We start from the raw sequence: 23,056 nt of genomic DNA, 5'->3' as shown, positions 1-23,056 counted from the left end.
GCCGCATAAAGCGCTCGCAGTTCGGCCCGCAAGCTGGAATGAGGGGGCGTGAGCGCCCATTCCCGCCCAAATGACACGGGCAAGCGGGCAAGCGGGCGAATGTGCGGCAAGGCCAGCGCGCCTTGAACCTGAACGAACGGGAATGTTGACATCGATCTCTCGCAGCCCGGTGTGGCGCCGGCGCCGGGAGGCAATATCATCGGCGGCGCGAAAAGTGAGTCGCCTGCGGCGCGTGGAAAAAATGGGGATGCCACAGATGATGACAGTCCCCTTTTCGACGCTCTATCGGAGATGTCCTAAAAGATAGTGCCCGTGGGCCGCGATGACGAGATCGCCAGGCAAGCGGCGGAGTCGTGCCTCACATACGGTCGAGGCGATACACGTAGCGCAATGCCGTGATGTCGATGCCGCCCATGCGATCGGGCTCCGAGCCCGAGTAGGTCCAGCCCTGGCGCTCGTAAAACGAGATCGCGGGCGTGTTGCCGTCGAGCACATATAAGTAGAGCTGGGCTTCGCCCTGCGCGCGGGCCCAGTCCTGCGCGGCGCGCATGAGCCGCTTGCCGACGCCAATGCCCTGATGTGCCGGCAACGCATGGAGATTGTCGAGGAGCACGCCCCACGGCGATCCAGGCTGGCGCTCGGCGCAGACGAACCCCGCAGCAGCGCCCGTGTCGAGTTCGGCGATCAGCACGAGACGTCGGTCGCCGCCAGGCGCTTCCATACGCGCACGCCAGTAGGCGGCGCGCTCGGCTGCGACATCGTGCTCGAGAAACGCGGCGGGCAGCAGTGCGTGATAAGTAGCCTGCCAGCTTGCGGCGTGCATGGAGGCGAGCAAGGCGGCATCGGCGACGGTGGCCGGGCGCAGTGTAAGGGCGGAGGCTTGGGTCATGCAGAATGGTGGCGTCTGGGCCATGTGAGTCAAGGCGCGCGTCTGGGGCCGCGCGCCGAGCCCTGCTGCGCCTATTGTGCCGCATCCGGGAGCGCTCGCGGCGGAGTCAGGAAAGCGAAAGATTGAAGAATACGTAATGTAATTTAAAGGGAAGAAACCGCCGACGTGCGGCCTCATCGCGACGCTCGTGCTCTATCGCACGCCCGAAGCGCGTGATCAGTAAAAGGCGGCTTGATCATCGAATCGCCCGCCCGGCGCGATCAATGAAAACGGGGCGCTGAGTTCACTCGGGCGCCCCGCTTTTGTTTCGCTCCCTACCGCGGTAGGGCTCATGCTTCGCGCAATTCGCTCGCGACCGTTTCGACGACTTCTGCCCATGCGCGCGGCCGCGGCTGGCGTACGAGCCGCGCGCACGGATACCAGGGGCTGTCGTCGGTGCCAGTGAACCAGCGCCAATCCGCGGCGAACGGCAGCATGACCCATAGCTTCGTGCCGAGCGCCGCCGCCAGGTGAGCGATCGAGGTATCGATCGACACGACGCCGTCCAGACGCTCGATCACGGCCGCGGTATCCGCAAAATCCTCGAACTTGCCACCGAGGCGATGGATCGAGCGCGCGCGCGGGTGCGCGTCGAGCGCCGCGTGTTCGGCCGCGCTCAGGTCCGGTTGCAGCACGATCCAGTCGATGCCGTCGAGCGCGAAAAGCGGCTCGAGCAGGGATAGTGCAATCGCGCGGTTCTCGTGCTTCTGGATGCGGCCCGACCACGCGAGGCCGATCTTGCGCCGCGCCTGGCCGCCCAGCGAGCCGCGCCATTTGCGCCGGTAGGCGGCGCTGGCGTTGAGGTAAGGCGTGCGCGCGGGCAACGTGTCGATGGTCATGCCGAGGGCGAGCGGCAGGGAAAGCAGCGGGCAGTGCAGGTCGGCGGCGGGGCGCGGCGCGCCCTGTTCGATGAGCGTGACGCGCCAGGCAAGGGCTGCCGGCGCGATGAGCGGCACGAGCGCGCGCTGCACTTCCAGCACGACGCGCCCGTTGCCTTCGCGTGCCGCGGCTGCGGCAACGAGGGGCACAAAGCGAACGAACTGGAGCGTGTCGCCGAAACCCTGTTCGGCTTCGATGACTATCGTGCGGCCGTTCAGAGGCTCGCCGTGCCAGCGCGGCAGTGCGCCTGCCATCGTACGCGGCCCGATCGACGCCATCGGCATGGCCCCAGGCGGGGCCGAGGCAAAGCCTGCGCCGCGCGGCGCGTTGGCTTGCGCTGCGTCGCGGGCGGCGGGATCGAGCCGCCATTCGTACTCGGGCAGTCCGCGCTGGAAGTCGCCGAGGGTCAGCCACGTGAGCGCGCGATTCAGATGCGCGGCGGCGAGATCGGGGCGCACGCGCAGCGCCTGATCGAAGGCGCGCAGTGCGGCCGCATGCCGGCCTTGCGCATGATGGGCGCTGCCGAGCGCGAGCCACGCGAGGGCGAATTTCGGGTCGAAGCCGATCGCTCGTTCGTAGGGCCCGACCGCTTCGTCGTGGCGGCCGAGCGCGGAGAGCGCGTTGCCGAGCCCGAACAGGGCAGGCACGAAGCGGGGCTGCAGCGCGAGTGCGGTTTCGAAGGCGCCCACGGCTTCGCTGTGCTGGCCGGTCGCATCGAGCGTATTCGCGAGATTGAAGTGCGCGGCCACGAAGCGCGGCTGCACGCTCAGCGCCTTGCGGAAGTGATCGAGCGCGCCCGCGCTGTCGCCAAGCGCATTGAGCGCCATGCCGAGGTTGTTGTGCGCGCCGCCGTGGCCGGGCCGGATCTTGAGCGCCCGGCGAAACGAGTCGGCGGCCTCGCTGTGGCGGCCGAGCGCGTGCAGCGCGTTGCCGAGATTGTTGTGCGAGGAGGCGTCCCCGGGCTGCAGGCGCACGGCGTGGCTGAACGCGTACATGGCGTCCTCGTGGCGCCCAATCGCAGCGTAGGCGTTGCCGAGGTTGTAGTGCGCGAGCGCGAAGGCAGGCGCGAGCGTGAGCGCGTTGCGAAAGCGTTCGATCGCGCCGTCCAGTTCGCCGAGCGCCTTCAGCGCGTTGCCGAGGTTCAGCTGGAGCGCAGCGTCGTCGGGGCGCAAGGTGACCGCGCGGCGCACGAGATCCGCAGCCTCGGCGTGCTGGCCCTGCTGGTGCCGCAGCACGCCGAGCAGATGCAGCGCATCGACGTGCACGGGATCGGCGGCGAGCGTCGCGCGGTAGCCGCGCTCGGCGTCAGCCAGCCGGCCGTCGCGATGTGCGGCGTACGCGCGGACAAAAACGGGTTCCATGACTGAAAAGCAAACGTTCGGGACGCAAAGCCGGCATTTTCCCACAGTCGCGAATCCGCTCCCGAAGTTGACTGATGTTTGACGGGAACTTGACCAGGATCCGTCGTGGAACTAACATATGAACATCTGTTCATATGTATTGCACGTCATCATGACCCCAGTTTCCGACGACGAGCGCGCAGTGCCGCTCGCCGACCTCTTTCGCCTGCTGGGCGACGCCACGCGTCTGCGCATCGTTCTCGCCTGTGTGCAGGAGCGGCTCGCCGTCGGTGCGATCGCCGATGCGCTGGATTTGTCGCCGTCGCTCGTGAGCCACCATCTGCGGTTATTGCGTGCAGCGCGCATCGTGCGCGCGGAACGAGAGGGCAAGCAGGTGTTCTATGTGGCCGCGGACGCGCATATCAGCGCAATGCTCGCCGGCATGCTGGAGCACGTGGCCGAGCCCTCCACGCAATGGCAGGAGGGCGCATGACGGCCGCTGATCGCGCGAACGACCTCAAGGGCGCGCAGGAGCGCGAGGACGATCACGCGCCGGTGTGGTTCGACGAGGCGCACGGCCAGACGCCGCATGCAACGACTGCGCATGCGCGTCGTCCAGACGGCGAGCCGGGTGAGCATCGCGATCACAATCACGACCACGACCACGACGATGCCTGCGCGCAGGACGCCCAGGCACCGCACGGGCACGATCACGGGCACGGCCACCATCACCATCACCATCATCACGGGCCGGCCACCGGTCATGGCCGCGCGTTCGCGATCGCCGTTGCGCTGAACGTTCTCATCGTCGTCGTTCAGACGGCTTATGGCCTGCTGGCGCATTCCACCGCGCTGCTGGCCGACGCCGGCCACAATCTCTCCGACGTGCTCGGTCTGCTGCTCGCCTGGGGCGCCGCGTGGCTCGCGACGCGCCGCCCGTCCGCGCGCTTCACGTTCGGCTTCGGCAGCTCGTCGATTCTCGCTTCGCTGGCCAACGCCGCACTGTTGCTGCTCGCGTGCGGCGCGATCCTCGCGCAAGCGCTTGGGCGCCTGTTTCATCCCGCGCCTGTCGCGGGCTTCGACGTGTTCGTCGTCGCGACCGTCGGCATGGTGGTCAACGGGTTTTCGGCATGGCTTTTCATGCGTGGCCAAAAGGACGACCTGAACATTCGCGGCGCTTTCCTGCACATGGCCGCCGATGCGGCCGTTTCCGCGGCCGTGGCCGTGAGCGGTCTCGTGATTCTCGCGACCGGCTGGAACTGGATCGATCCGCTCATGTCCATCGCCGTCGTGCTGGTGATCGTGTACGGCACCTGGGGGCTGCTGCGCGAGTCGGTGCGCCTCGCCCTCGCCGCGGTGCCAGGCAACGTCGACATCGTGCGCGTGCGGGCATTCCTCGCGCAGCAGGAGGGCGTGATCGATGTGCATGACCTGCACGTCTGGGCGCTCTCCACCACGGGTTGCGCACTCACCGCGCATCTCGTGATGCCGGCGGGACATCCCGGTGACGCCGCGCTCGACCGTATCGTCGAATCGCTCAACACGCGCTTTGGAATGCGGCACGCGACGCTGCAGGTGGATCTCGGCACGAGCGAGCATCGCTGCGCGCTCGAGTCGCCAGGCGGCGCAGAGGGGCGCACGCAGGCACACGGGCATTCGCATTCACGCTGAAGCGCGGCAAGTCGCGCTGCATTTGATGCGCTGCCGCGCGACCGGTCGGGGCGCGGGCGATACACTACGCGGTACCGAGCGCATGGAGGTTCTGCATGGCCGTGGCTTCTTCTCTCGCGCCCGTGCTCATCGTGGGTGCGGGACCCACCGGGCTCGCCGCCGCGATGAGCCTTGCGCGCGCGCGTATTCCGGTCAGGCTGATCGATCGCGCGCCGCAGCCAGGCCGCCATTCGAGGGCGATTGGCATTCAGGCGCGCACGCTCGAACTGTTCGAGCAGCACCGCATCGTCGAGCCCTTTCTCGAACTCGGTCATCGCGCGCACATCGCGAACCTCTACTCGAACGGCCAGCGCCGCGCGCGGCTCGACTTCGACCCGCTGTTCACGCGTTATCCCTATCTGCTCTTCATCGACCAAACGGTCACCGAGCGCATTCTCACCGAACATCTCGCGACGCTCGGCGTGGAAATCGAGCGCGGCTCCGAACTGCTCGAATTCAGCCAAGGTTCGGCCGGTGTGAGCGCGGAAGTGCGCCGCCCTGACGGGCGCGTCGAATCGCTGCGCTGCGCCTGGGTGATCGCCGCCGACGGCGCCCATAGCACCGTGCGCCACCGGCTCGACATGAAGTTCGACGGCGAGACGATGGCGCAATCGTTCCTGCTCGCCGACCTGAGCGCGAGCACGCCATGGTCCGACGACGAGTTTCACGTTTTCGCCTCGGGCGAGGGTCTCGCTGCGCTTTTTCCGTTCGGCCATGGCCGCTACCGCCTGATCGCCGACCACAAGGCAATGCTGCCTGCCGCGCCCGAAGGCACGATTCCCGTGCCCACGCTGGAAGAGTGCCGCGAGATCGTCCTGCAGCGCATGCATCATCCTGTTTCCGTCTCGGACATGAGCTGGGCGTCGTACTTCAGCGTGAACAGCCGGATGGTTCGGCAACTGCGCGTCGAGCGCACCTTTTTTGCCGGCGATGCCGCGCATGTCCACAGCCCCGCGGGCGCACAGGGCATGAATACGGGCATCCAGGAGGCCTTCAATCTGGGCTGGAAGATCGCGCGCGTGCATGCGGGCGGCGGGCCCGAGCGCCTGCTCGACACCTATCACGCCGAGCGCTATCCCATCGAGCGCCTCGTGCTCCAGCAAACGAGCTTCATGACGCAGCTGGTCGAAGCCGATCACGGACCGCTCAAGCTGCTGCGCGAGCGCGTGATGCCGGCGCTCGTCGCGCTGGGGCCGCTGCGCGACGCCGCGCGCCAGGCGGTGAGCGAGCTGTCGATCCAGTATCGCCGCAGCCCGCTCACGCTCGAGCGCGTGCTGGACGGTGGCCCGCGCGCCGGCGAACGCGCCCCGGACGCCTTCGTGCGGGTGGTGGACGGTCCACTGGGCAAGGCGCCCGATAAGGGGCGCATTTTCGATCTGCACGACCCGGCGTGCTTCTCGTTGTTCCTGCTGGTGGAGGGCGATGCCGATGCGGCTTCGACGAACAACGGCGCAGACGTGGGCGCGACGCTCGAGCGTTTCGCCCAGGCTGTCGAGCGGCTCTTTCCGCAGGCGCTGCGGGTCTGGTGGATCGCCGATCTCGCCAACGGCGAGACACCGTTGGCGGGCGAAGGGGCGCCCTCGCTAGACGAATCGTACGGGCGCACGCGGCCCGCGTTCTACCTCGTGCGTCCCGATGGCTATATCGGTGCGCGGGGGCGCCCGGTCTCGGACCTCAATGCGTTGCTGCGCCACTGTGAGACATGGTACGCGGCACCGGGCCTCGTTCAGCCTCCGCCGCTCTGAATGTCGTTCGAACGTGCGGCGCCGGGCCCGCGACCGGATGGGCAGGCCCGGCGTGTCTTGCTCAGGCTGCCACGGGCATCAAGGTCTCGCGATATTTCGTGAGCGCCTCGAACACGATCTGGGTGAAGCCCGCGTCCTTTCCCTCGCTGTCGAGCGCCGCGAGCAGCGTGCGGCGCATGCGCGGCTCCCAGAACTTGCGGATGTGCTCCGCGATGCCCGTGAGCGCCTCTTCGCGATCGGGCAGCGATTCGAAGAACATGCCGATCTGGTTCGCCATGTCGATCAGGTGATCTGCTTTCATCGCCTTATTTCCCCGAAGTGGTGAGCGCTTCGCGCTGGCGGAGCAGGTCGAGCTGGGTCGCGTTGAAGCGCGAGTACTCGCGCTGCCATTCCGACGGCTGCTGGACGTGGCTGACCTGCACGGCCGTCACCTTGTACTCGGGGCAGTTCGTGGCCCAATCCGAAGCTTCGGTGGTGATCACGTTCGCACCCGATTCCGGGAAGTGGAACGTCGTGTAGACCACGCCCGGCTGCATGCGCGTGCTTACCTTCGCGCGCAGCACCGTATTGCCGGCGCGCGACTCGATGCCCACCCAGTCGCCGTCGCGAATGCCACGGTCTTCGGCATCCACCGGATGGATCTCGAGGCGGTCCTCCTCGTGCCAGCGCGAGTTCTCGGTGCGGCGCGTCTGCGCGCCCACGTTGTACTGCGAGAGGATGCGGCCCGTCGTGAGCAGCAGCGGGAAGCGGCGCGTGACCTTTTCCGGCGAGGCGATGAACTTCGTGATGACGAACTTGCCCTTGCCGCGCACGAACGCATCGATGTGCATGATCGGCGTTCCATCGGGCGCCGCTTCGTTGCACGGCCACTGGATGCTGCCCATCTCGTCGAGCTTCTTGTACGAGACGCCGTGGAAAGTGGGCGTGAGGCGCGCGATCTCGTCCATGATCTGCGACGGATGCGTGTAGTCCATCTCGTAGCCGAGCGCGCGCGAGAGCAGGATCGTCGCTTCCCAGTCCGCATAGCCGGCGATCGGCGGCATGACCTTGCGCACGCGCGAGATGCGGCGCTCGGCGTTGGTGAACGTGCCGTCCTTTTCGAGGAACGATGAGCCGGGCAGCAGCACGTGGGCGTACTTCGCCGTCTCGTTCAGGAAGATGTCCTGCACGACGATGCATTCCATCGACGAGAGCGCCGCGGCGACGTGCTGCGTGTTCGGATCCGACTGGACGATGTCCTCGCCCTGGCAGTAAAGGCCCATGAAGGAGCCGTCGAGCGCTGCGTCGAACATGTTGGGTATGCGCAGGCCGGGCTCGCTTTGCAGCGCGACGTTCCAGGCGCTCTCGAAAAGGCCGCGCACCGTGGAGTCGCCCACGTGGCGATAGCCCGGCAGCTCGTGCGGGAACGAGCCCATGTCGCATGAACCCTGCACGTTGTTCTGGCCTCGCAGCGGATTCACGCCCACGCCTTCGCGGCCGATGTTGCCCGTGGCCATGGCGAGGTTGGCGATGCCCATGACCATGGTCGAGCCTTGCGCGTGTTCGGTCACGCCGAGGCCGTAATAGATCGCCGAGTTGCCTTGCTTTGCGTAGAGACGCGCGGCGGCGCGCACCTGTTCGGCCGGCACGCCGGTCACTTCGGCCATGGCCTCGGGCGAGTTCTCCGGCAGCGCGACGAAATCGCGCCATTGCTCGAATGCGCGCGTTTCGCAGCGCTCGGCGACGAACGACTCATTGACGAGCCCTTCGGTGACGATCACGTGCGCGATGGCGTTGATCATCGCGACGTTGGTGCCCGGGCGCAGTTGCAGGTGATGGTCGGCCTTCACGTGCGCAGTGTCGACGATGTCGATGCGGCGCGGATCGACGACGATCAGCTTCGCGCCCTGGCGCACGCGGCGCTTCAGGCGCGAGCCGAATACGGGGTGGCCGTCGGTGGGGTTCGCGCCGATCACCATGATCACATCGGAGTGGTCGACCGAGGCGAAGGTTTGCGTGCCCGCCGATTCGCCGAGCGTCGTCTTCAGGCCGTAGCCCGTGGGCGAGTGGCACACGCGTGCACAGGTGTCGACGTTGTTGTTGCCGAACGCGGCGCGCACGAGCTTCTGCACGAGATACGTTTCCTCGTTCGTGCAGCGCGACGACGTGATGCCGCCGATCGAATCGCGTCCATACTTTGCCTGGATGCGGCGGAACTCGCTCGCGGCGTGGTTGATCGCCTCTTCCCAGCTGACTTCGCGCCACGGATCGGTGATCTTCGCGCGGATCATCGGCTTCTTGATGCGGTCCTTGTGCGTGGCATAGCCCCACGCGAAGCGGCCCTTCACACAGGCATGGCCTTCGTTCGCCTGGCCGTTCTTGTGCGGCACCATGCGCACCACTTCGTTGCCCTTCATCTCGGCCTTGAACGAGCAGCCCACGCCGCAATACGCGCAGGTGGTCACGACCGAGTGCTCGGCCTGGCCCAGCATCACGACGGTCTTTTCCTGCAGCGTGGCGGTCGGGCAGGCGGCCACGCACGCGCCGCACGACACACACTCCGACTCCATGAACGGCTCGTTCGCACCCGCGGCGACGCGCGACTCGAAGCCGCGCCCGGCGATGGTCAGCGCGAACGTGCCCTGCGTTTCCTCGCAGGCGCGCACGCAGCGATTGCAGACGATGCACTTCGACGGGTCGTAGGTGAAGTACGGGTTCGATTCGTCCTTCTTGTCCTTGAGGTGATTCGCGCCGTCAAAGCCGTAGCGCACTTCGCGCAGGCCGGTGACGCCCGCCATGTCCTGCAGCTCGCAGTCGCCGTTGGCGGGGCAGGTGAGGCAGTCGAGCGGGTGATCGGAGATGTACAGCTCCATCACGTTGCGGCGCAGCTTCTGCAGGCGGTCGCTCTGCGTGCGCACCTTCATGCCCGCTTCGACGGGCGTCGTGCACGAAGCGGGGTAGCCGCGGCGGCCTTCGATTTCGACGAGACACAGGCGGCACGAACCGAACGGTTCGAGCGAATCGGTCGCGCAAAGCTTGGGCACGTTGACGCCGGCCTCGATGGAGGCGCGCATCACGGAGGTGCCCGCGGGCACCGTGACGCTTTGACCGTCGATTTCGAGCGTGACATCGACATCGGCGTGGCGCAGCGGCGTGCCGTAATCGGTGTCGTCGAAGGGCGAGCGCGCGTTTGCCTTGTTCATTGCCGCCGATTTGCAGGCGCAATTGCCGGAACCGCAACCGCCGGCCTGATTCATGAGCGTGTCGGACATGGTGGTTCCTCGTTCAGGCGGCCGCCGCCGGTTGAGTAGCAGGTTCGAGACCGAAATCTTCAGGGAAATGATCGAGTGCGGAGATCACCGGGTAGGGCGTCATGCCGCCCATCGCGCAGAGCGAGCCGGACACCATCGTGTCGCACAGGTCACGCAGCAAGGTGACCTGCTTTTCGGACCTGTCGCCCTTGCGGATCTTCGCGATCACCTCGACGCCGCGCGTCGAGCCGATGCGGCACGGCGTGCATTTGCCGCACGATTCGAGTGTGCAGAACTCCATGGCGTACTGCGCGAGTTCGGCGAGATTCGAGGTGTCGTCGTGCACGACGATGCCGCCGTGGCCCACGACCGCGCCCACGGCCGCATAAGCTTCGTAGTCCATGGGAATATCCCACTGGCTCTCGGGCAGATAGGTGCCGAGCGGGCCGCCCACCTGCACGGCGCGCGCGGGGCGGCCGCTGGCGGTGCCGCCGCCGTAGTCGACCATCAGCTCGCGCAGCGTCACGCCGAACGCGAGTTCGACCAGGCCGCCGCGCGCGATATTGCCCGCGAGCTGGAACGGCAGCGTGCCGCGTGAGCGGCCCATGCCGAAGTCCTTGTAGAACGCCGCGCCCTTCGCGAAGATGATCGGCACCGTGGCGAGCGTGATGACGTTGTTGATGACCGTGGGCTTGCCGTAGAGGCCGGCGAGCGCGGGCAACGGCGGCTTCGCGCGCACGATGCCGCGCTTGCCTTCGAGCGATTCGAGCAGCGCGGTTTCCTCGCCGCAGACATAAGCGCCCGCGCCCTTGGCGACGAACAGGTCGAAGCGCTTGCCGCTGCCGAGCACGTCGTCGCCGAGCCAGCCGGCGGTGCGCGCGCGGCGGATGGCTTCCTCGAGCGCCGCGATCGAATGCGGATATTCGCTGCGCACGTAGATATGGCCGACGGTGGCGCCCACCGCGATGCCGGCGATCGTCATGCCCTCGATCAGCACGTAAGGGTCGCTTTCCATCACGAGGCGGTCGGAGAACGTGCCCGAATCGCCTTCGTCTGCATTGCAGACGATGTACTTCTGGTCGGCTTGCGCGTTGGCCACGGTGCGCCACTTGATGCCGGCCGGGAACGCGGCGCCACCGCGGCCACGCAGGCCCGACTCGACGAGCGCTTCGCAGACCTCGGCGCCGGTCATCTTCAGCGCCTCGCGCAATCCTTCGAGGCCGCCGTGGGCGACGTAGTCGTCGGTGGAAAGCGGATCGGTGATGCCGATGCGTGCGAAGGTGAGGCGCTGCTGCTTGCGCAGATACGGAATCTGCTCGACGAGGCCGACGCTGCGCGGGTGCTGGCCGTCTTGCAGGAAGCCGGCGTCGAAGAGCGCGCCGACGTCGTCGGCTTCGACGTTCGCGTAGCCTACGCGGCCTTCGGCGGTCTGCACTTCGACGAGCGGTTCGAGATAAAGCAGGCCGCGCGAGCCGTTGCGCACGAGTTCGATGCTGATGCCGCGCGCGGCGGCTTCGCATTCGATGGCTTCGGCGATGGCATCCGCGCCGAGTGCGAGGGCCGAGGAATCGCGGGGGACATAGACGCGAGTCATGCGGCCTCCTGAGCGCGTGCAACGACCGTCATCGCGGCGGCGAAGAGCTTGTCGAACTTCTGCGGGGTCACTTTTGCGTGCAAAGTGCCGTTAATCATCATGGCGGGCGAGAGCGCACATTGGCCGAGGCAATAAACGGACTCCAGCGCGACCGGGCCGTCGTGTGCGTGAGCATGTTCGGCGTCGTGGCCGTGCTGGCCGAAACGGCAGCCGGTATGCGCCTCGACGTGCTGCGCAAGCGCCTCGCTCCCCATGCTGCGGCAAGCCTCGGCGCGGCACAGCTGCACGGTGACCGGCGCGGGCGGCGCAGTGCGGAAGTGGTGGTAGTAGGTGATCACGCCGTGCACTTCGGCGCGTGAAAGATTGAGCGCCTTCGCGAGCGGCACGACGGCGTCCGGCGGTACGAAACCGGTTTCGTCCTGGATCGCGTGAAGGATCGCAAGCAGTGTGCGGCCCGGTTGCACGTGACGCTGGACGAGAGCGTCCGGCGCGCTAACAGCTGTCTCTTCCATCATGGGGCTTCTCCAGGGCATATATGCACTTGTTATTCATAAAGCGTGCATCTATGCTGCGGTTGTCTTGTTGTCTGACCGAACAATAGGCCCCCGCAAAGGCAGACGCAATAGGAAGGGAGACTTCATAATGATCAAGGTCGAGTGCCATGCGCAGCTGGTCGTGCGCGACGCGGAAGGTCGCGAGGCAAGCCTGACGGACGTTGTGCCGTTGCTTGCGCTCGTCGCGGAAGAGGGAAGCATCGCGCAAGCCGCGCAGCGTAAGGGTTTGTCCTATCGCCATGCGTGGGGCGTTTTGCGTGAAGTGGAAGCGCGCCTGGGGGGCGCACTGATCGCCAAAGCGCGCGGCCGTGGCTCCGTGCTATCGGAACTGGGCGAGTCTGTGCTGCGCTCGCAGCGCCTGTGCGCGGAGCGACTGCAGGGCAACCTGGACGCATTGGCGAGCGAAGTGGCGAGCGACCTGAACCGTTGGCTGGCGCCCGCCGCGCAGGATTTGCGCATCCATGCCTCGCACGGCTACGCGGTGGCCGCTCTCGTGACGGCGCTCGTCGCCGACCAGGTGCCGGTGCAGATCAAGTACCGCGACAGCGTCGATGCGATCACGGCGCTCGCGCGCGGCGAATGCGATCTTGCGGGTTTTCACCTGCCGCGCAGCGACTTCCGGGCGGCGTGCGCAAATGCCTACCGCGGCTGGCTGGACCCGCAGCGACATGTGCTCATCCATCTCACGCAGCGCAAGCAGGGGCTGTTCGTCGGGCGGGGCAACCCCAAGCAGGTCACCGGGCTCGCCGATCTGGCGCGCGGTGACATCCGCTTCGTGAACCGGCAGCCGGGCTCGGGCACCCGCATGCTGATCGATCTGCTGCTCACGCGGATCGGCGTCGATCCCGAACGCGTCAACGGGTACGCATCTTCGGAACTCACGCATTCGGCGATCGCCGCGTTCGTGGCGAGCGGCATGGCCGATGTGGGTTTCGGTGTCGAGCCGGCCGCGCACCATTTCGGACTCGATTTCATCGAAATCGCCGATGAAGACTACTATTTCGCGTGCGATCGTGCTCACCTCGCGCACGAACCGCTTGCGACGGTATTGGCGTTGCTCCGCGGCGGCGAATTCCGTGCATCGGTTGCGCAACTCGAGGGCTATGACCCTGCGTCCTGCGGTGAGGTCATTGAGCTTGACGCCGCTTGGGGCGGCTCGCGTGAGGGTGAGCCGCAGGCCTTGTAACCGAAAGCAATCGTCAATTCTGGCCCGGCTGCAGACTCTGGTGCTTTTTGTGATACTTTCAGTTCGTTTTTGTTCTCAGGCTCCCCATGCGCGCCCGCCGCGCCGATCGACCATGAAATTTGTTCTCAAAGTTGGTGCCGCAGCCGTCACGGCAGCGGCGTTGTTCGCCACGTTCAACCTTGCTTTCGCGCAGAACTCGCCGGGCGTCCCCGGCGGCATCCTCGACGATCAGTTCAAGTTCAACGAGCATCCGCAAATGCAGTTCGCCGCTTCGGCGCCGTCGGGCAAGTATCAGCACGGAAAGCCGACTGCGGCGCGCAAGCGCGGCGACCTCGGCGACCCGAACGGTTGTAATCTGCAGTGCCCGCAGGACAATTGATGAATTAACGGCGCCGCGGCGCGATGTTTCGCCGCGTGGAAGAACCACTCGCGAAAGTTGTGCGGCTTTCGCGAGTGATTTGCTGGCGTCTATTGGTCGAGTCGATCGACCGAGTTGATCGACGGAATACGAAAAGCCCCGGCGGCCTTGCGGCACCGGGGCTTTGTACGTGAGGCGAACAGCAATATCTGGTGGAGCCGGCGGGAATCGAACCCGCGTCCAGAAGCAGTCCATAACCAGTTCTACATGCGTAGTTCTGTCATTTGATTTAACCGCAGCGACGCGGACGAACACGCTGCGCTACGGCGATTCACTGGATTTTCGACCTTGGCGTCGTGACGCCACCAAGGCTTAACTGACGTAAATGACCTCTGGCGGTATTGCTACCGGTCTTGCGACGCTAGCCCGTCAGTGAGCCAGGCAGAGGACGGCGGCCCTTAGGCTGCCAGTGCGAACGTATCGTCGTTTGCGGTTACGTTTTTCCCATTGATTAACGAGGTGACGGGTCCTCGGCATGCCCTGATTACTTCATAACCCCTGTCGAAACCAGGTCGGCCCCAGAGGAAGAACAATTATCCCATAGTTCGCCATATGAGGCGAACCGCGACCCGTTCAAGGGCGCGTGGACCCTTCACCGCGCAAAAACCGCTCAGTCCCGCTTGCCGACGTGCTGGAGCAGGGCGAACAGCGTTGCCGTAGTGTCGGCCAGATATTGCGCATTCCATTGCGCAGGCGGCACGTCGTTGCCGCAGTAGCCATAAGCGGCGGCGATCGTGGCCATGCCGGCCGCGGCGCCCGCCTGCACGTCGCGCAGGTCGTCGCCGACATACACGACGCGCTGCGGCGCCATGCCGAGCGCCTCGGCCGCGTGCAGCAACGGGGCGGGATGCGGCTTGGAGTAGGGCGTCGTGTCGCCGCTCACCACGCAACTCGCGCGCGTGTCGAGATGCATGAGTTTCACGAGCGGCTCGGTGAGGCGCGCAACCTTGTTGGTCACGATGCCCCAGCGCACGCGGCGGGCGTCCAGGTCGTCGAGGACGGCGTCTATTCCGGCAAAGAGTGCCGTCTCAATACGCAGATTCGCTTCGTAATTCGCGAGAAATTCTTCGCGCATGGCAGCGAACTCGCGATCGTCGGGGCCGATCCCGAACGCGCCGCCGATGAGGCCACGTGCGCCGGCCGAAGCGAGCGGGCGCAGTTTTTCGAGCGGGGCGGGCGCGAGGCCGCGTGCGTGGCGCATCTGGTTGACGGCGGCCGCCAGGTCGGGGGCCGTATCGGCGAGCGTGCCGTCGAAGTCGAACAGCACGGCGTCGCAGGCGGCCAGCGCGGCGCTGTCCGTCGCGGATTGGGCGTGGGTGGATGGGTTCATGTCACGGAGGGAGTGGCGCGGCGCGCCGATGTAGAGGGACTGCCGCCGGAGCCGATGATCCGGCGGCGCCGATCGCAGAAGTCCCGTCAGGCGTCGCGCCGGCAGGCAATCATGTAATTGACGCTCGAATCGTTCGAAAGCGCGAATTGCCGCGTGAGCGGGTTGTAGGTGATGCCCTTGATGTCGGCGACGCGCAGTCCGGCGTCACGCACGAAGGCGGCAAGCTCCGAGGGGCGGATGAATCGCGCGTAGTCGTGCGTGCCCTTGGGCAGCATCTTGGCGATGTATTCCGCGCCGATCACGGCGAGAAGGTACGACTTCACGTTGCGATTGAGCGTCGAGAAGAACACCCAGCCGCCCGGCTTCACGAGTGTCGCGCAGGCTTTGACGACCTCGGCGGGCTGCGGCACGTGCTCGAGCATTTCCATGCAGGTCACGACGTCGTACGACGCCGGCTCGCGCGCAGCGATCGCCTCGGCCGCGATCAACTCGTAGTCGACCGTCACGCCGCTTTCCAGACTATGCAGGTCGGCCACGCCGAGCGCCTCGTTCGAGAGGTCGATGCCCTTGACGCTGGCGCCAAGTCCCGCCATCGATTCTGACAGGATGCCCCCGCCGCACCCGATGTCGAGCACGCGTTTGGACGGCAGATGCGCATGGCTATCGATCCAGCCTAGGCGAATGGGGTTGAGGTCGTGCAGCGGCTTGAATTCGGCGTTCGGATCCCACCAGCGATGAGCAAGATCGCTGAATTTCTGCAACTCGTGGGGGTCGGCATTCGTCATGTCGTAGCAGCCTGAAGCGCGGTGCGGGTCGGAAAGAATAAACCCCGAGTATATAGGCGGGTGAGCAGGGCGGCAAAATGCCACGCCGTGCCGTAAAACTTTCCAAAACGATAAAGCCGGGCGGAAACAGGCGAAATGAAAGGGGAATAAAGGGATGGGGCGGGATGAAAAAAGCCCCGCCGAAGCGGGGCTCTTGAGGCTTACGGTCGAAAGCTCGCGATTACTGCTTTTGCGTGCCGACGACTTCGACTTCCACGCGACGGTCCGGTGCGAGGCAGGCGATGAGAGCCTTGTGGTTCTTCTGGTTGCAGCCCGTGGTAACCGGGTTGCGCTTGCCCTTGCCTTCCGTGTAGATACGGTCGGCCGGAACACCCTTGCTAACCAGGTACGACTTGACGGCTTGCGCGCGGCGCAGCGACAGACGGTCGTTGTAGGCAGCCGAGCCGATACGGTCGGTGTGGCCCGTTGCGACGACGACTTCGAGGTTCAGCGCCTGAATCTTGCCTGCCAGATCGTCCAGCTTTTCCTTACCAGCCGGCTTCAGGATAGCCTTGTCGAAGTCGAACAGGGCATCAGCCTGGTACGTGATCTTCTGGCTGCTGATGGCCGGCGGCGGCGGAGCGACCGGCGGTTGCGGTGCCTGGGCGACCAGGGCGCCATCGCACTTGGCGTTGGCGGTGGCCGGCGTCCAGAATGCATCGCGCCAGCAAAGCTCGTTCGTGCCGTTCATCCACACGTATTCGCCGGTACCATTCACCCAGTTGTCATTGACGGCTTGTCGCGACGCCGGCACCGATTGTGCCTGAGCGGATGCAGCCACAACTGCGGTAGCTGCAATGAACGCGAGCTTTGAAAGTTTATTCATATTTCTCCTCTCGAAATTGAGATTACCGCAGGTTTACTGCGAGCTATATGACGAAGACAAGTCATACATTGCTCGAAGTATAACATTGCCAGGTTGTGGGGCACGGTTTGCGTTGTGTAGACTTCGAGCAGTGTCTAAGTTTGTGCGTTGGCATTTTGCCATATCGTTCCCGTCCGACGATAAAAAAATCCGCCCCTTTTGGGCGGCGGCGCGCCGAATGTGGTGGGCCCGCAACAAAAAGTTCCCGCAATTTTACCTGGTAATGCGCCTGGGTCGAGTGTGCGTGCCACATTGTCACCCAAATCAGTCGCGGCGAATCTGATTCGCGTCGTCACTGCGGCGTTTGCGCCACGCTCCTTGCGGTTTTGAGCCCTTCGCGCGCGCCCCTCTAATAGGTATACGTAGACGGCGGGCGAGGGTGTCTCGCATGGTAGAATCGCGTGATGCGCTGCGTCCGCGGCGTCCATGCGACAGCTGGGCTTTCGGCAGTGGCCGTTGGTGACCTCTGCCCCGCTTGCCGGGACAGGGCGCTAGCCCTGCGCGTGCCCAAACAAGACATCGATAATGGATCAATTCGCGAAAGAGACTCTGCCAATCTCCCTCGAGGAGGAAATGCGCCGCTCGTATCTCGATTACGCGATGAGCGTGATCGTCGGGCGAGCACTTCCGGATGTTCGCGACGGCCTGAAGCCCGTGCACCGGCGCGTGCTCTACGCGATGCACGAGCTCAACAACGACTGGAACCGTGCTTACAAGAAGTCGGCGCGTATCGTCGGCGACGTCATCGGTAAGTACCATCCCCATGGCGATACGGCTGTCTACGACACGATCGTGCGGATGGCGCAGGACTTCTCCCTGCGCTACATGCTGGTCGACGGCCAGGGCAATTTCGGCTCGATCGACGGCGACAACGCCGCAGCGATGCGATACACCGAAATCCGCATGGCGAAGATCGGCCATGAGCTCCTGGCCGACATCGACAAGGAAACCGTCGACTTCGGGCCGAACTACGACGGCAGCGAAAACGAACCGCAGATCCTGCCCGCGCGCATCCCGAACCTGCTCATCAACGGTTCGTCGGGGATCGCGGTCGGCATGGCCACGAATATCCCGCCGCACAATCTCAACGAAGTTGTCGACGCCTGTCAGCATCTGCTGAAAAATCCCCAGGCAACGATCGACGAGCTGATCGAGATCATTCCCGCCCCCGATTTCCCGACCGCCGGCATCATCTACGGCGTCGCCGGTGTGCGCGACGGCTATCGCACCGGCCGCGGCCGCGTGGTGATGCGCGCAGCCACGCACTTCGAGGAAATCGATCGCGGCCAGCGCATGGCGATCATCGTCGACGAGCTGCCGTACCAGGTGAACAAGCGCTCGCTGCTCGAGCGCATCGCCGAGCTCGTCAACGAGAAGAAGCTCGAAGGTATTTCTGATATTCGCGACGAGTCGGACAAAAGCGGCATGCGTGTCGTGATCGAGCTCAAGCGCGGCGAAGTGCCCGAGGTCATCCTCAACAATCTTTACAAGGCGACGCAGCTCCAGGACACGTTCGGCATGAACATGGTCGCGCTGGTGGACAATCAGCCGAAGCTGCTGAACCTGAAGGAAATGCTCGAGCATTTCCTCTCGCACCGTCGCGAAGTGCTCACGCGGCGCACGGTCTACGAACTGCGCAAGGCGCGCGAGCGCGGCCACGTGCTCGAAGGCCTTGCCGTGGCGCTCGCGAACATCGACGAATTCATCGAGCTCATCAAGGCCGCGCCCACGCCGCCGATCGCGAAACAGGAGTTGATGAACCGCTCGTGGGATTCGTCGCTCGTGCGCGAGATGCTCACGCGCGCGGAGCAGGAGAATTCGGCGGTGGGCGGTCGCGAAGCCTACCGTCCGGAAGGGCTGAACCCGCAATATGGTATGCAGGCCGACGGCCTCTACCGTCTGTCCGACACGCAGGCGCAGGAAATCCTGCAAATGCGTCTGCAGCGCCTGACCGGGCTGGAGCAGGACAAGATCATCGGCGAGTACCGCGAAGTCATGGCGCAGATCGCCGACCTGCTCGACATTCTTGCGCGCCCCGAGCGCGTAACTGTCATGATCTCCGAGGAACTCACCTCGATCAAGGGTGAATTCGGCGACGCCCGCCGCTCGAAGATCGAACTGAACGCCACCGAGCTCAATACCGAGGACTTGATCACGCCGCAGGATATGGTCGTGACCATGTCGCACTCGGGTTACGTGAAATCGCAGCCGTTGTCGGAATATCGCGCGCAGAAGCGCGGAGGTCGCGGCAAGCAGGCGACCCAGATGAAGGAAGACGACTGGATCGACACGCTCTTCATCGCCAACACGCACGATCACATCCTGTGCTTCTCCAATCGCGGCCGTGTGTACTGGGTGAAGGTGTACGAAGTGCCGCAAGGTTCGCGCAATTCGCGTGGCCGTCCGATCGTCAACATGTTCCCGCTGCAGGACGGCGAAAAGATCACGGTCGTGCTGCCGGTCAAGGAATTCTCGGCCGACAAGTTCGTCTTCATGGCCACGGCGCTGGGTACCGTCAAGAAGACCCCGCTCGAAGCCTTCAGCCGTCCGTTGCGCAAGGGTATTATTGCGGTCGGTCTTGACGACGGCGATTACCTGATCGGCGCTGCCATCACCGACGGCGAGCACGATGTGATGCTGTTCTCCGACGCCGGCAAGGCCGTGCGCTTCGACGAGAACGACGTGCGACCCATGGGCCGCGAAGCGCGCGGCGTGCGCGGCATGCAGCTCGAAGACAACCAGCAGGTCATCGCGCTCCTCGTGGCGGGTGACGAGCAGCAATCGGTGCTGACCGCGACCGAGAACGGTTACGGCAAGCGCACCCCGATCACGGAGTACACGCGCCATGGCCGCGGCACGAAGGGCATGATCGCGATCCAGACTTCGGAGCGCAACGGCAAGGTGGTTGCGGCCACACTGGTCGATCCCGAAGCGGAGATCATGCTGATCACGACCACGGGCGTGCTCATTCGCACCCGCGTATCGGAGATCCGCGAAATGGGACGCGCAACGCAAGGTGTTACACTCATCAGCCTTGACGAAGGTACGAAGCTCTCAGGACTGCAGCAGATCGCCGAGGCGGACGCCGAGGGCGAGGGCGAGCCAGCCGAAGGCGAAGCCGAGGAGTGACGCGCCGGGGGGTGCCCGCGAGCATGTAGTGTGCGCTCAAGCGATCCCCTTACGCGCGTGCCTTTAAGGTGGGTTTCAGTGAATCTTGTTACTGTCAGCTAAATGAATGGTGTGCCGGGCGGATCGGGCGGCGGGCGAGCAGCGCCCCGCGGTCCGCGCGGCAGCGCAACTCGATTAATTTCTCAAAGGGAGTAATGATGCAAAAACGATTCAAGCAGGTGATGTTGCTGGCCGCTCTCGTGCCGACGTTTGCCATGGCTCAGGCGCTCCAGAACCAGGCGCCCGCCCAGGCACCGGCCGCGGCAGCAGCACCCGTCGATCCGGCGAAGCAAGCCGCGATCAAGGACCTGCTCGACGCGATCGACGCACAGAAGCTCGTCGGCGCGATCGGCAACAGCGCCCAGATGCAAGCCAAGCAGCTCGTCCCGGCCATCCTGTCGGACGCGCTCTCGGAAAACAAGACGATGACGGACAAGCAAAAGCAGGCTGCCGTCCCGTCGCTGCAAAAGAACGCCGTGCCGAAGCTGGTTGACTCGGCAGGCCAGGTCTTCGCGACCGACTCGTTCAAGCAGGACGCCATGGAAGCTCAGTACGACGCTTACGCGAAGTACTACAGCACGCAGGAAATCAAGGACCTGACCACGTTCTACCGCAGCCCGACCGGCCGCAAGTTCATTCAGGTTCAAGACCAGGTTGGCCGCGACGTCGTGAACAGCCTGATGCAGAAGTACATGCCGCAGTCGATCAAGGCAACGCGCGACCAGGCCGACAAGGAAGTCGCTTCGGTCAAGGTCGCCAAGTAAGCCTTCTGGCATCGCGCGCTCCCTGGGCCCCGATCCTTCAGCAGGGTAACGGGGCCGGATGTAGCGCCCGATGTAGCAATGCGCCGTGGAAGGCCCGCGTTGGCGGGTTCCTGGCGACAATGCGATAATGGTCGTTTGCGCGTGAGCGCAAGCGACCATTTTTCTTTTTGGCGTGTGTTCCGGCGGTGGTTTTTTCCACAACGGCCACAGTGGCGACAGCGCCAGCCTCGGGGATCTCTTTTACGATGCGCGTCTACAACTTCTCAGCCGGACCGGCAGCGTTGCCCGAAGAGGTCCTGCGTCAGGCCGCCGACGAAATGCTCGACTGGCACGGCAGCGGCATGGGCGTGATGGAGATGAGCCATCGCGGTCCGGAATTCATGCAGATCCATAGCGAGGCGCTGCTCGATCTGCGCGAGCTGATGCAGGTGCCCGCGAGTCACCAGATCCTGTTCCTGCAGGGCGGCGGCATTGGCGAGAACGCCATCGTGCCGCTCAACCTGTTCGGCACGAAGCCGCGCGCGGACTTCGTGATCACGGGCTCATGGTCGCAGAAGTCGCAGAAGGAAGCCCTCAAGTACGGTGAAGCGCATATCGCCGCGACGGGCCGCACCGAGGCCGGCTTCACGCATTCGCCGCCGAAGAGCGAGTGGCAACTCTCCGACGACCCGGCCTACGTGCACCTGTGCACGAACGAGACGATCGACGGCGTCGAGACGTTCGAGATTCCCGATCTCGGCGATATTCCGCTCGTGGCCGACGCCTCGTCGCACATCCTTTCGCGCCCGATGGACATCGCCAAGTACGGCGTGCTTTATGGTGGCGCGCAGAAGAACATCGGCATGGCGGGCGTGACGGTCGTGATCGTGCGCGAAGACCTGCTCGACCGCTCGATGTCGATCTGCCCTTCGGCGTTCGAATGGAAGACCGTGGCCGCGAACAACTCGATGTACAACACGCCGCCGACCTACGCGATCTATATCGCGGGGCTCGTGTTCAAGTGGTTGAAGCGCCAGGGCGGTCTCGAAGTCATCGAGGCGCGCAATGTCGAAAAAGCGAAGCTGCTCTACGAAACGATCGACGCAAGCAGCTTCTATATCAACAAGGTGGAGCGCCGCGCGCGCTCGCGGATGAACGTGCCGTTCTTCCTCGCCGACGAAACACGTAACGCAGATTTCCTCGCCGGCGCCAGGGAGCGCGGGCTGTTGCAGCTGAAGGGCCACAAGTCCGTCGGCGGCATGCGGGCATCGATTTACAACGCGGTGCCGCTCGAGGCAGTGAAGGCGCTGGTCGAGTACATGAAGGAATTCGAGGCGAAGCACGCGTAAGCGCCGGGGGAAGCCCCGAGCGCCGCGCGCATCCTTTCAGATTGCCGGTCTCACGCATGGACGACGAACTCAACTCCCAACTCAAGCCGCTGCGCGAACGCATCGACGCGATCGACGCGCAGCTCATCGCGCTCCTGAACCAGCGCGCATCCGTCGCGCTCGAAGTCGGCGAGGTCAAGAAACATTTCAACGCGCCGGTGTTTCGCCCCGAGCGCGAGCTTCAGGTAATCGAGCGCCTTCAGGCAATGAGCGAAGGCCCGCTCGGCGGCGATCACATCAGCGCGATCTGGCGCGAGATCATGGCCGCGAGCCGCTCGCTCGAGAAGACGATTTCCGCTGCGTTCCTCGGGCCGGTCGGCACCTACAGCGAGCAGGCGATGTACCAGTACTTCGGGCAGTCGATCGAAGGCCTGCCGTGCCCGTCGATCGACGAGGTGTTTCGCTCGGTCGAAGCGGGCGCCGCCGAGTTCGGCGTCGTACCGGTCGAGAACTCGACCGAGGGCGCCGTTTCGCGCACGCTCGACCTCTTCCTGGAAACGCAGCTGGTCATCGGCGGTGAGATCGCATTGCCGATCCAGCACAACCTGCTGACGCAAAGCGGCAACCTCAAGGGCGTGACGCGCGTGTGCGCGCACCCGCAGGCGCTCGCACAATGCCAGCACTGGCTGACCGCGAACGCTCCGCAGCTGGAGCGTCAGAGCGTGTCGAGCAATGCCGAGGCCGCGCGTCTCGCCGCCGCCGACCCGACGATCGCCGCGATTGCCGGCGAACGCGCCGCCACGCATTACGGTCTCCTGATCGCCAGTGCACTGATCCAGGACGATCCGCACAACCGCACGCGCTTCGTGATGATCGGCAAGCAGCCGGCGGGCGCGACGGGTCATGATCAGACGTCGATGATCGTTTCGGTGAAGAACGAGCCGGGCGCGGTCTACAAGCTGCTTGAGCCGCTCGCGCGCCACGGCGTCTCGATGACGCGTTTCGAATCGCGTCCGGCGCGCGTTGGCAGCACGTGGGAGTACTACTTCTACATCGACTTCGAAGGCCATCGCGAGGATGCGGCCGTGGCCGCGGCGCTCGGCGAACTCAGCAAGAAGGCCGCGTACCTGAAGATCCTCGGCTCGTATCCGCGCGCACGGTAAGCGTTTGGGAGGGAGGGCGCCGAACCGGGCGCCTCCTGTCTGGACCGGTCC

General features: G+C 65.0%; 18 protein-coding genes and 1 other RNA gene. 9 read left to right on the top strand and 10 right to left on the bottom strand.

All coding sequences use genetic code 11. The features are described 5' to 3' along the window. Nucleotides 1-358: 358 nt before the first annotated feature. Together BMI01S_RS15240 and BMI01S_RS15235 are read right to left on the bottom strand one after the other, a co-directional pair. On the bottom strand, nucleotides 359-889 hold the full coding sequence (locus BMI01S_RS15240) for a GNAT family N-acetyltransferase (RefSeq protein ID WP_028211675.1): 531 nt from the start codon (nucleotides 887-889) through the stop codon (nucleotides 359-361). Between the two features lie 329 nt (nucleotides 890-1,218). Then, nucleotides 1,219-3,168 carry a tetratricopeptide repeat protein gene (locus tag BMI01S_RS15235; protein WP_028211676.1) on the bottom strand — a complete coding sequence of 650 codons (1,950 nt, stop codon included), beginning with the start codon at nucleotides 3,166-3,168 and terminating at the stop codon, nucleotides 1,219-1,221. 151 nt (nucleotides 3,169-3,319) lie between these two features. Here BMI01S_RS15235 and BMI01S_RS15230 point away from each other — a divergent pair, with 151 nt between their 5' ends. The 3 genes from BMI01S_RS15230 (at nucleotide 3,320) to BMI01S_RS15220 (ending at nucleotide 6,602) form a co-directional block, all read left to right on the top strand. Then, nucleotides 3,320-3,640 carry an ArsR/SmtB family transcription factor gene (locus tag BMI01S_RS15230; RefSeq protein WP_238327776.1) on the top strand — a complete coding sequence of 107 codons (321 nt, stop codon included), beginning with the start codon at nucleotides 3,320-3,322 and terminating at the stop codon, nucleotides 3,638-3,640. Continuing rightward, nucleotides 3,637-4,818 carry a cation diffusion facilitator family transporter gene (locus tag BMI01S_RS15225; RefSeq protein ID WP_081723361.1) on the top strand — a complete coding sequence of 394 codons (1,182 nt, stop codon included), beginning with the start codon at nucleotides 3,637-3,639 and terminating at the stop codon, nucleotides 4,816-4,818. Before BMI01S_RS15230 ends, BMI01S_RS15225 begins: the two co-directional genes overlap by 4 nt. A 95-nt stretch (nucleotides 4,819-4,913) precedes the next feature. Beyond that, entirely contained in the window at nucleotides 4,914-6,602 is a 1,689-nt protein-coding gene (locus BMI01S_RS15220) for an FAD-dependent monooxygenase (protein WP_028211678.1), read from the top strand. Between the two features lie 61 nt (nucleotides 6,603-6,663). Here BMI01S_RS15220 and BMI01S_RS15215 read toward each other — a convergent pair whose 3' ends face one another. From BMI01S_RS15215 to BMI01S_RS15200, 4 genes are read right to left on the bottom strand one after another with little or no spacing between them, the layout of a single operon-like run. Next, nucleotides 6,664-6,903, bottom strand: coding sequence for a formate dehydrogenase subunit delta (locus BMI01S_RS15215; protein WP_028211679.1), 240 nt, complete (start codon nucleotides 6,901-6,903; stop codon nucleotides 6,664-6,666). 4 nt (nucleotides 6,904-6,907) lie between these two features. Then, nucleotides 6,908-9,853, bottom strand: a complete 2,946-nt coding sequence (gene fdhF, locus BMI01S_RS15210) for a formate dehydrogenase subunit alpha (RefSeq protein ID WP_028211680.1) — start codon at nucleotides 9,851-9,853, stop codon at nucleotides 6,908-6,910. 13 nt (nucleotides 9,854-9,866) lie between these two features. After that, nucleotides 9,867-11,426, bottom strand: a complete 1,560-nt coding sequence (locus BMI01S_RS15205) for a formate dehydrogenase beta subunit (protein ID WP_028230524.1) — start codon at nucleotides 11,424-11,426, stop codon at nucleotides 9,867-9,869. Then, nucleotides 11,423-11,938, bottom strand: coding sequence for an NAD(P)H-dependent oxidoreductase subunit E (locus tag BMI01S_RS15200; RefSeq protein ID WP_028211682.1), 516 nt, complete (start codon nucleotides 11,936-11,938; stop codon nucleotides 11,423-11,425). Before BMI01S_RS15200 ends, BMI01S_RS15205 begins: the two co-directional genes overlap by 4 nt. Before the next feature lie 130 nt (nucleotides 11,939-12,068). Between BMI01S_RS15200 and BMI01S_RS15195 the strand changes: the two genes are divergently transcribed. Both BMI01S_RS15195 and BMI01S_RS15190 read left to right on the top strand, forming a co-directional pair. Then, nucleotides 12,069-13,166 (top strand): substrate-binding domain-containing protein, encoded by a 1,098-nt coding sequence (locus BMI01S_RS15195; RefSeq protein ID WP_028211683.1) that lies wholly within the window; start codon nucleotides 12,069-12,071, stop codon nucleotides 13,164-13,166. Between the two features lie 112 nt (nucleotides 13,167-13,278). Continuing rightward, nucleotides 13,279-13,545 carry a hypothetical protein gene (locus BMI01S_RS15190; protein WP_028211684.1) on the top strand — a complete coding sequence of 89 codons (267 nt, stop codon included), beginning with the start codon at nucleotides 13,279-13,281 and terminating at the stop codon, nucleotides 13,543-13,545. A gap of 189 nt (nucleotides 13,546-13,734) precedes the next feature. Here the strand turns inward: BMI01S_RS15190 and ssrA are convergent. The 4 genes from ssrA to ompA all read right to left on the bottom strand — a co-directional run bounded on the left by ssrA (nucleotide 13,735) and on the right by ompA (nucleotide 16,564). After that, nucleotides 13,735-14,104, bottom strand: a transfer-messenger RNA (tmRNA) gene (gene ssrA, locus BMI01S_RS38545). A 90-nt stretch (nucleotides 14,105-14,194) separates the two neighbouring features. Next, nucleotides 14,195-14,914: an HAD-IA family hydrolase gene (locus tag BMI01S_RS15185; RefSeq protein WP_028211685.1), complete on the bottom strand. Its 720-nt coding sequence runs from the start codon at nucleotides 14,912-14,914 to the stop codon at nucleotides 14,195-14,197. 86 nt (nucleotides 14,915-15,000) lie between these two features. Continuing rightward, nucleotides 15,001-15,699, bottom strand: a complete 699-nt coding sequence (gene ubiG / locus BMI01S_RS15180) for a bifunctional 2-polyprenyl-6-hydroxyphenol methylase/3-demethylubiquinol 3-O-methyltransferase UbiG (protein ID WP_028211686.1) — start codon at nucleotides 15,697-15,699, stop codon at nucleotides 15,001-15,003. Nucleotides 15,700-15,919: 220 nt separating this feature from the next. Next, on the bottom strand, nucleotides 15,920-16,564 hold the full coding sequence (gene ompA / locus BMI01S_RS15175) for an outer membrane protein OmpA (protein WP_028211687.1): 645 nt from the start codon (nucleotides 16,562-16,564) through the stop codon (nucleotides 15,920-15,922). Between the two features lie 564 nt (nucleotides 16,565-17,128). Here ompA and gyrA point away from each other — a divergent pair. From gyrA to pheA, 4 genes are all read left to right on the top strand, one after another. Beyond that, on the top strand, nucleotides 17,129-19,732 hold the full coding sequence (gene gyrA / locus BMI01S_RS15170; protein WP_028230525.1) for a DNA gyrase subunit A: 2,604 nt from the start codon (nucleotides 17,129-17,131) through the stop codon (nucleotides 19,730-19,732). A 197-nt stretch (nucleotides 19,733-19,929) separates the two neighbouring features. Next, nucleotides 19,930-20,535, top strand: a complete 606-nt coding sequence (locus BMI01S_RS15165; protein WP_028211689.1) for a DUF2059 domain-containing protein — start codon at nucleotides 19,930-19,932, stop codon at nucleotides 20,533-20,535. 245 nt (nucleotides 20,536-20,780) lie between these two features. Then, a complete protein-coding gene (gene serC / locus BMI01S_RS15160; RefSeq protein ID WP_028211690.1) occupies nucleotides 20,781-21,863 on the top strand; it encodes a 3-phosphoserine/phosphohydroxythreonine transaminase in 1,083 nt (360 codons plus the stop codon). A gap of 56 nt (nucleotides 21,864-21,919) precedes the next feature. After that, nucleotides 21,920-23,005 (top strand): prephenate dehydratase, encoded by a 1,086-nt coding sequence (gene pheA, locus BMI01S_RS15155; protein ID WP_028211691.1) that lies wholly within the window; start codon nucleotides 21,920-21,922, stop codon nucleotides 23,003-23,005. Nucleotides 23,006-23,056 lie beyond the last annotated feature (51 nt).

The organism is Paraburkholderia mimosarum LMG 23256 = NBRC 106338 (assembly GCF_000739815.1).
Classification (GTDB): domain Bacteria; phylum Pseudomonadota; class Gammaproteobacteria; order Burkholderiales; family Burkholderiaceae; genus Paraburkholderia; species Paraburkholderia mimosarum.
The sequence above is the reverse complement of the archived record's forward strand: the minus strand, read 5'-3'. Positions and strand labels throughout refer to the sequence as shown.

Coding starts and splice junctions, on each gene's coding strand:
- BMI01S_RS15240 (WP_028211675.1), bottom strand. CDS start 889: ATGACCCAAGCCTCCGCCCTTACACTGCGCCCGGCCACCGTCGCCGAT.
- BMI01S_RS15235 (WP_028211676.1), bottom strand. CDS start 3,168: ATGGAACCCGTTTTTGTCCGCGCGTACGCCGCACATCGCGACGGCCGG.
- BMI01S_RS15230 (WP_238327776.1), top strand. CDS start 3,320: ATGACCCCAGTTTCCGACGACGAGCGCGCAGTGCCGCTCGCCGACCTC.
- BMI01S_RS15225 (WP_081723361.1), top strand. CDS start 3,637: ATGACGGCCGCTGATCGCGCGAACGACCTCAAGGGCGCGCAGGAGCGC.
- BMI01S_RS15220 (WP_028211678.1), top strand. CDS start 4,914: ATGGCCGTGGCTTCTTCTCTCGCGCCCGTGCTCATCGTGGGTGCGGGA.
- BMI01S_RS15215 (WP_028211679.1), bottom strand. CDS start 6,903: ATGAAAGCAGATCACCTGATCGACATGGCGAACCAGATCGGCATGTTC.
- fdhF (WP_028211680.1), bottom strand. CDS start 9,853: ATGTCCGACACGCTCATGAATCAGGCCGGCGGTTGCGGTTCCGGCAAT.
- BMI01S_RS15205 (WP_028230524.1), bottom strand. CDS start 11,426: ATGACTCGCGTCTATGTCCCCCGCGATTCCTCGGCCCTCGCACTCGGC.
- BMI01S_RS15200 (WP_028211682.1), bottom strand. CDS start 11,938: ATGGAAGAGACAGCTGTTAGCGCGCCGGACGCTCTCGTCCAGCGTCAC.
- BMI01S_RS15195 (WP_028211683.1), top strand. CDS start 12,069: ATGATCAAGGTCGAGTGCCATGCGCAGCTGGTCGTGCGCGACGCGGAA.
- BMI01S_RS15190 (WP_028211684.1), top strand. CDS start 13,279: ATGAAATTTGTTCTCAAAGTTGGTGCCGCAGCCGTCACGGCAGCGGCG.
- BMI01S_RS15185 (WP_028211685.1), bottom strand. CDS start 14,914: ATGAACCCATCCACCCACGCCCAATCCGCGACGGACAGCGCCGCGCTG.
- ubiG (WP_028211686.1), bottom strand. CDS start 15,699: ATGACGAATGCCGACCCCCACGAGTTGCAGAAATTCAGCGATCTTGCT.
- ompA (WP_028211687.1), bottom strand. CDS start 16,564: ATGAATAAACTTTCAAAGCTCGCGTTCATTGCAGCTACCGCAGTTGTG.
- gyrA (WP_028230525.1), top strand. CDS start 17,129: ATGGATCAATTCGCGAAAGAGACTCTGCCAATCTCCCTCGAGGAGGAA.
- BMI01S_RS15165 (WP_028211689.1), top strand. CDS start 19,930: ATGCAAAAACGATTCAAGCAGGTGATGTTGCTGGCCGCTCTCGTGCCG.
- serC (WP_028211690.1), top strand. CDS start 20,781: ATGCGCGTCTACAACTTCTCAGCCGGACCGGCAGCGTTGCCCGAAGAG.
- pheA (WP_028211691.1), top strand. CDS start 21,920: ATGGACGACGAACTCAACTCCCAACTCAAGCCGCTGCGCGAACGCATC.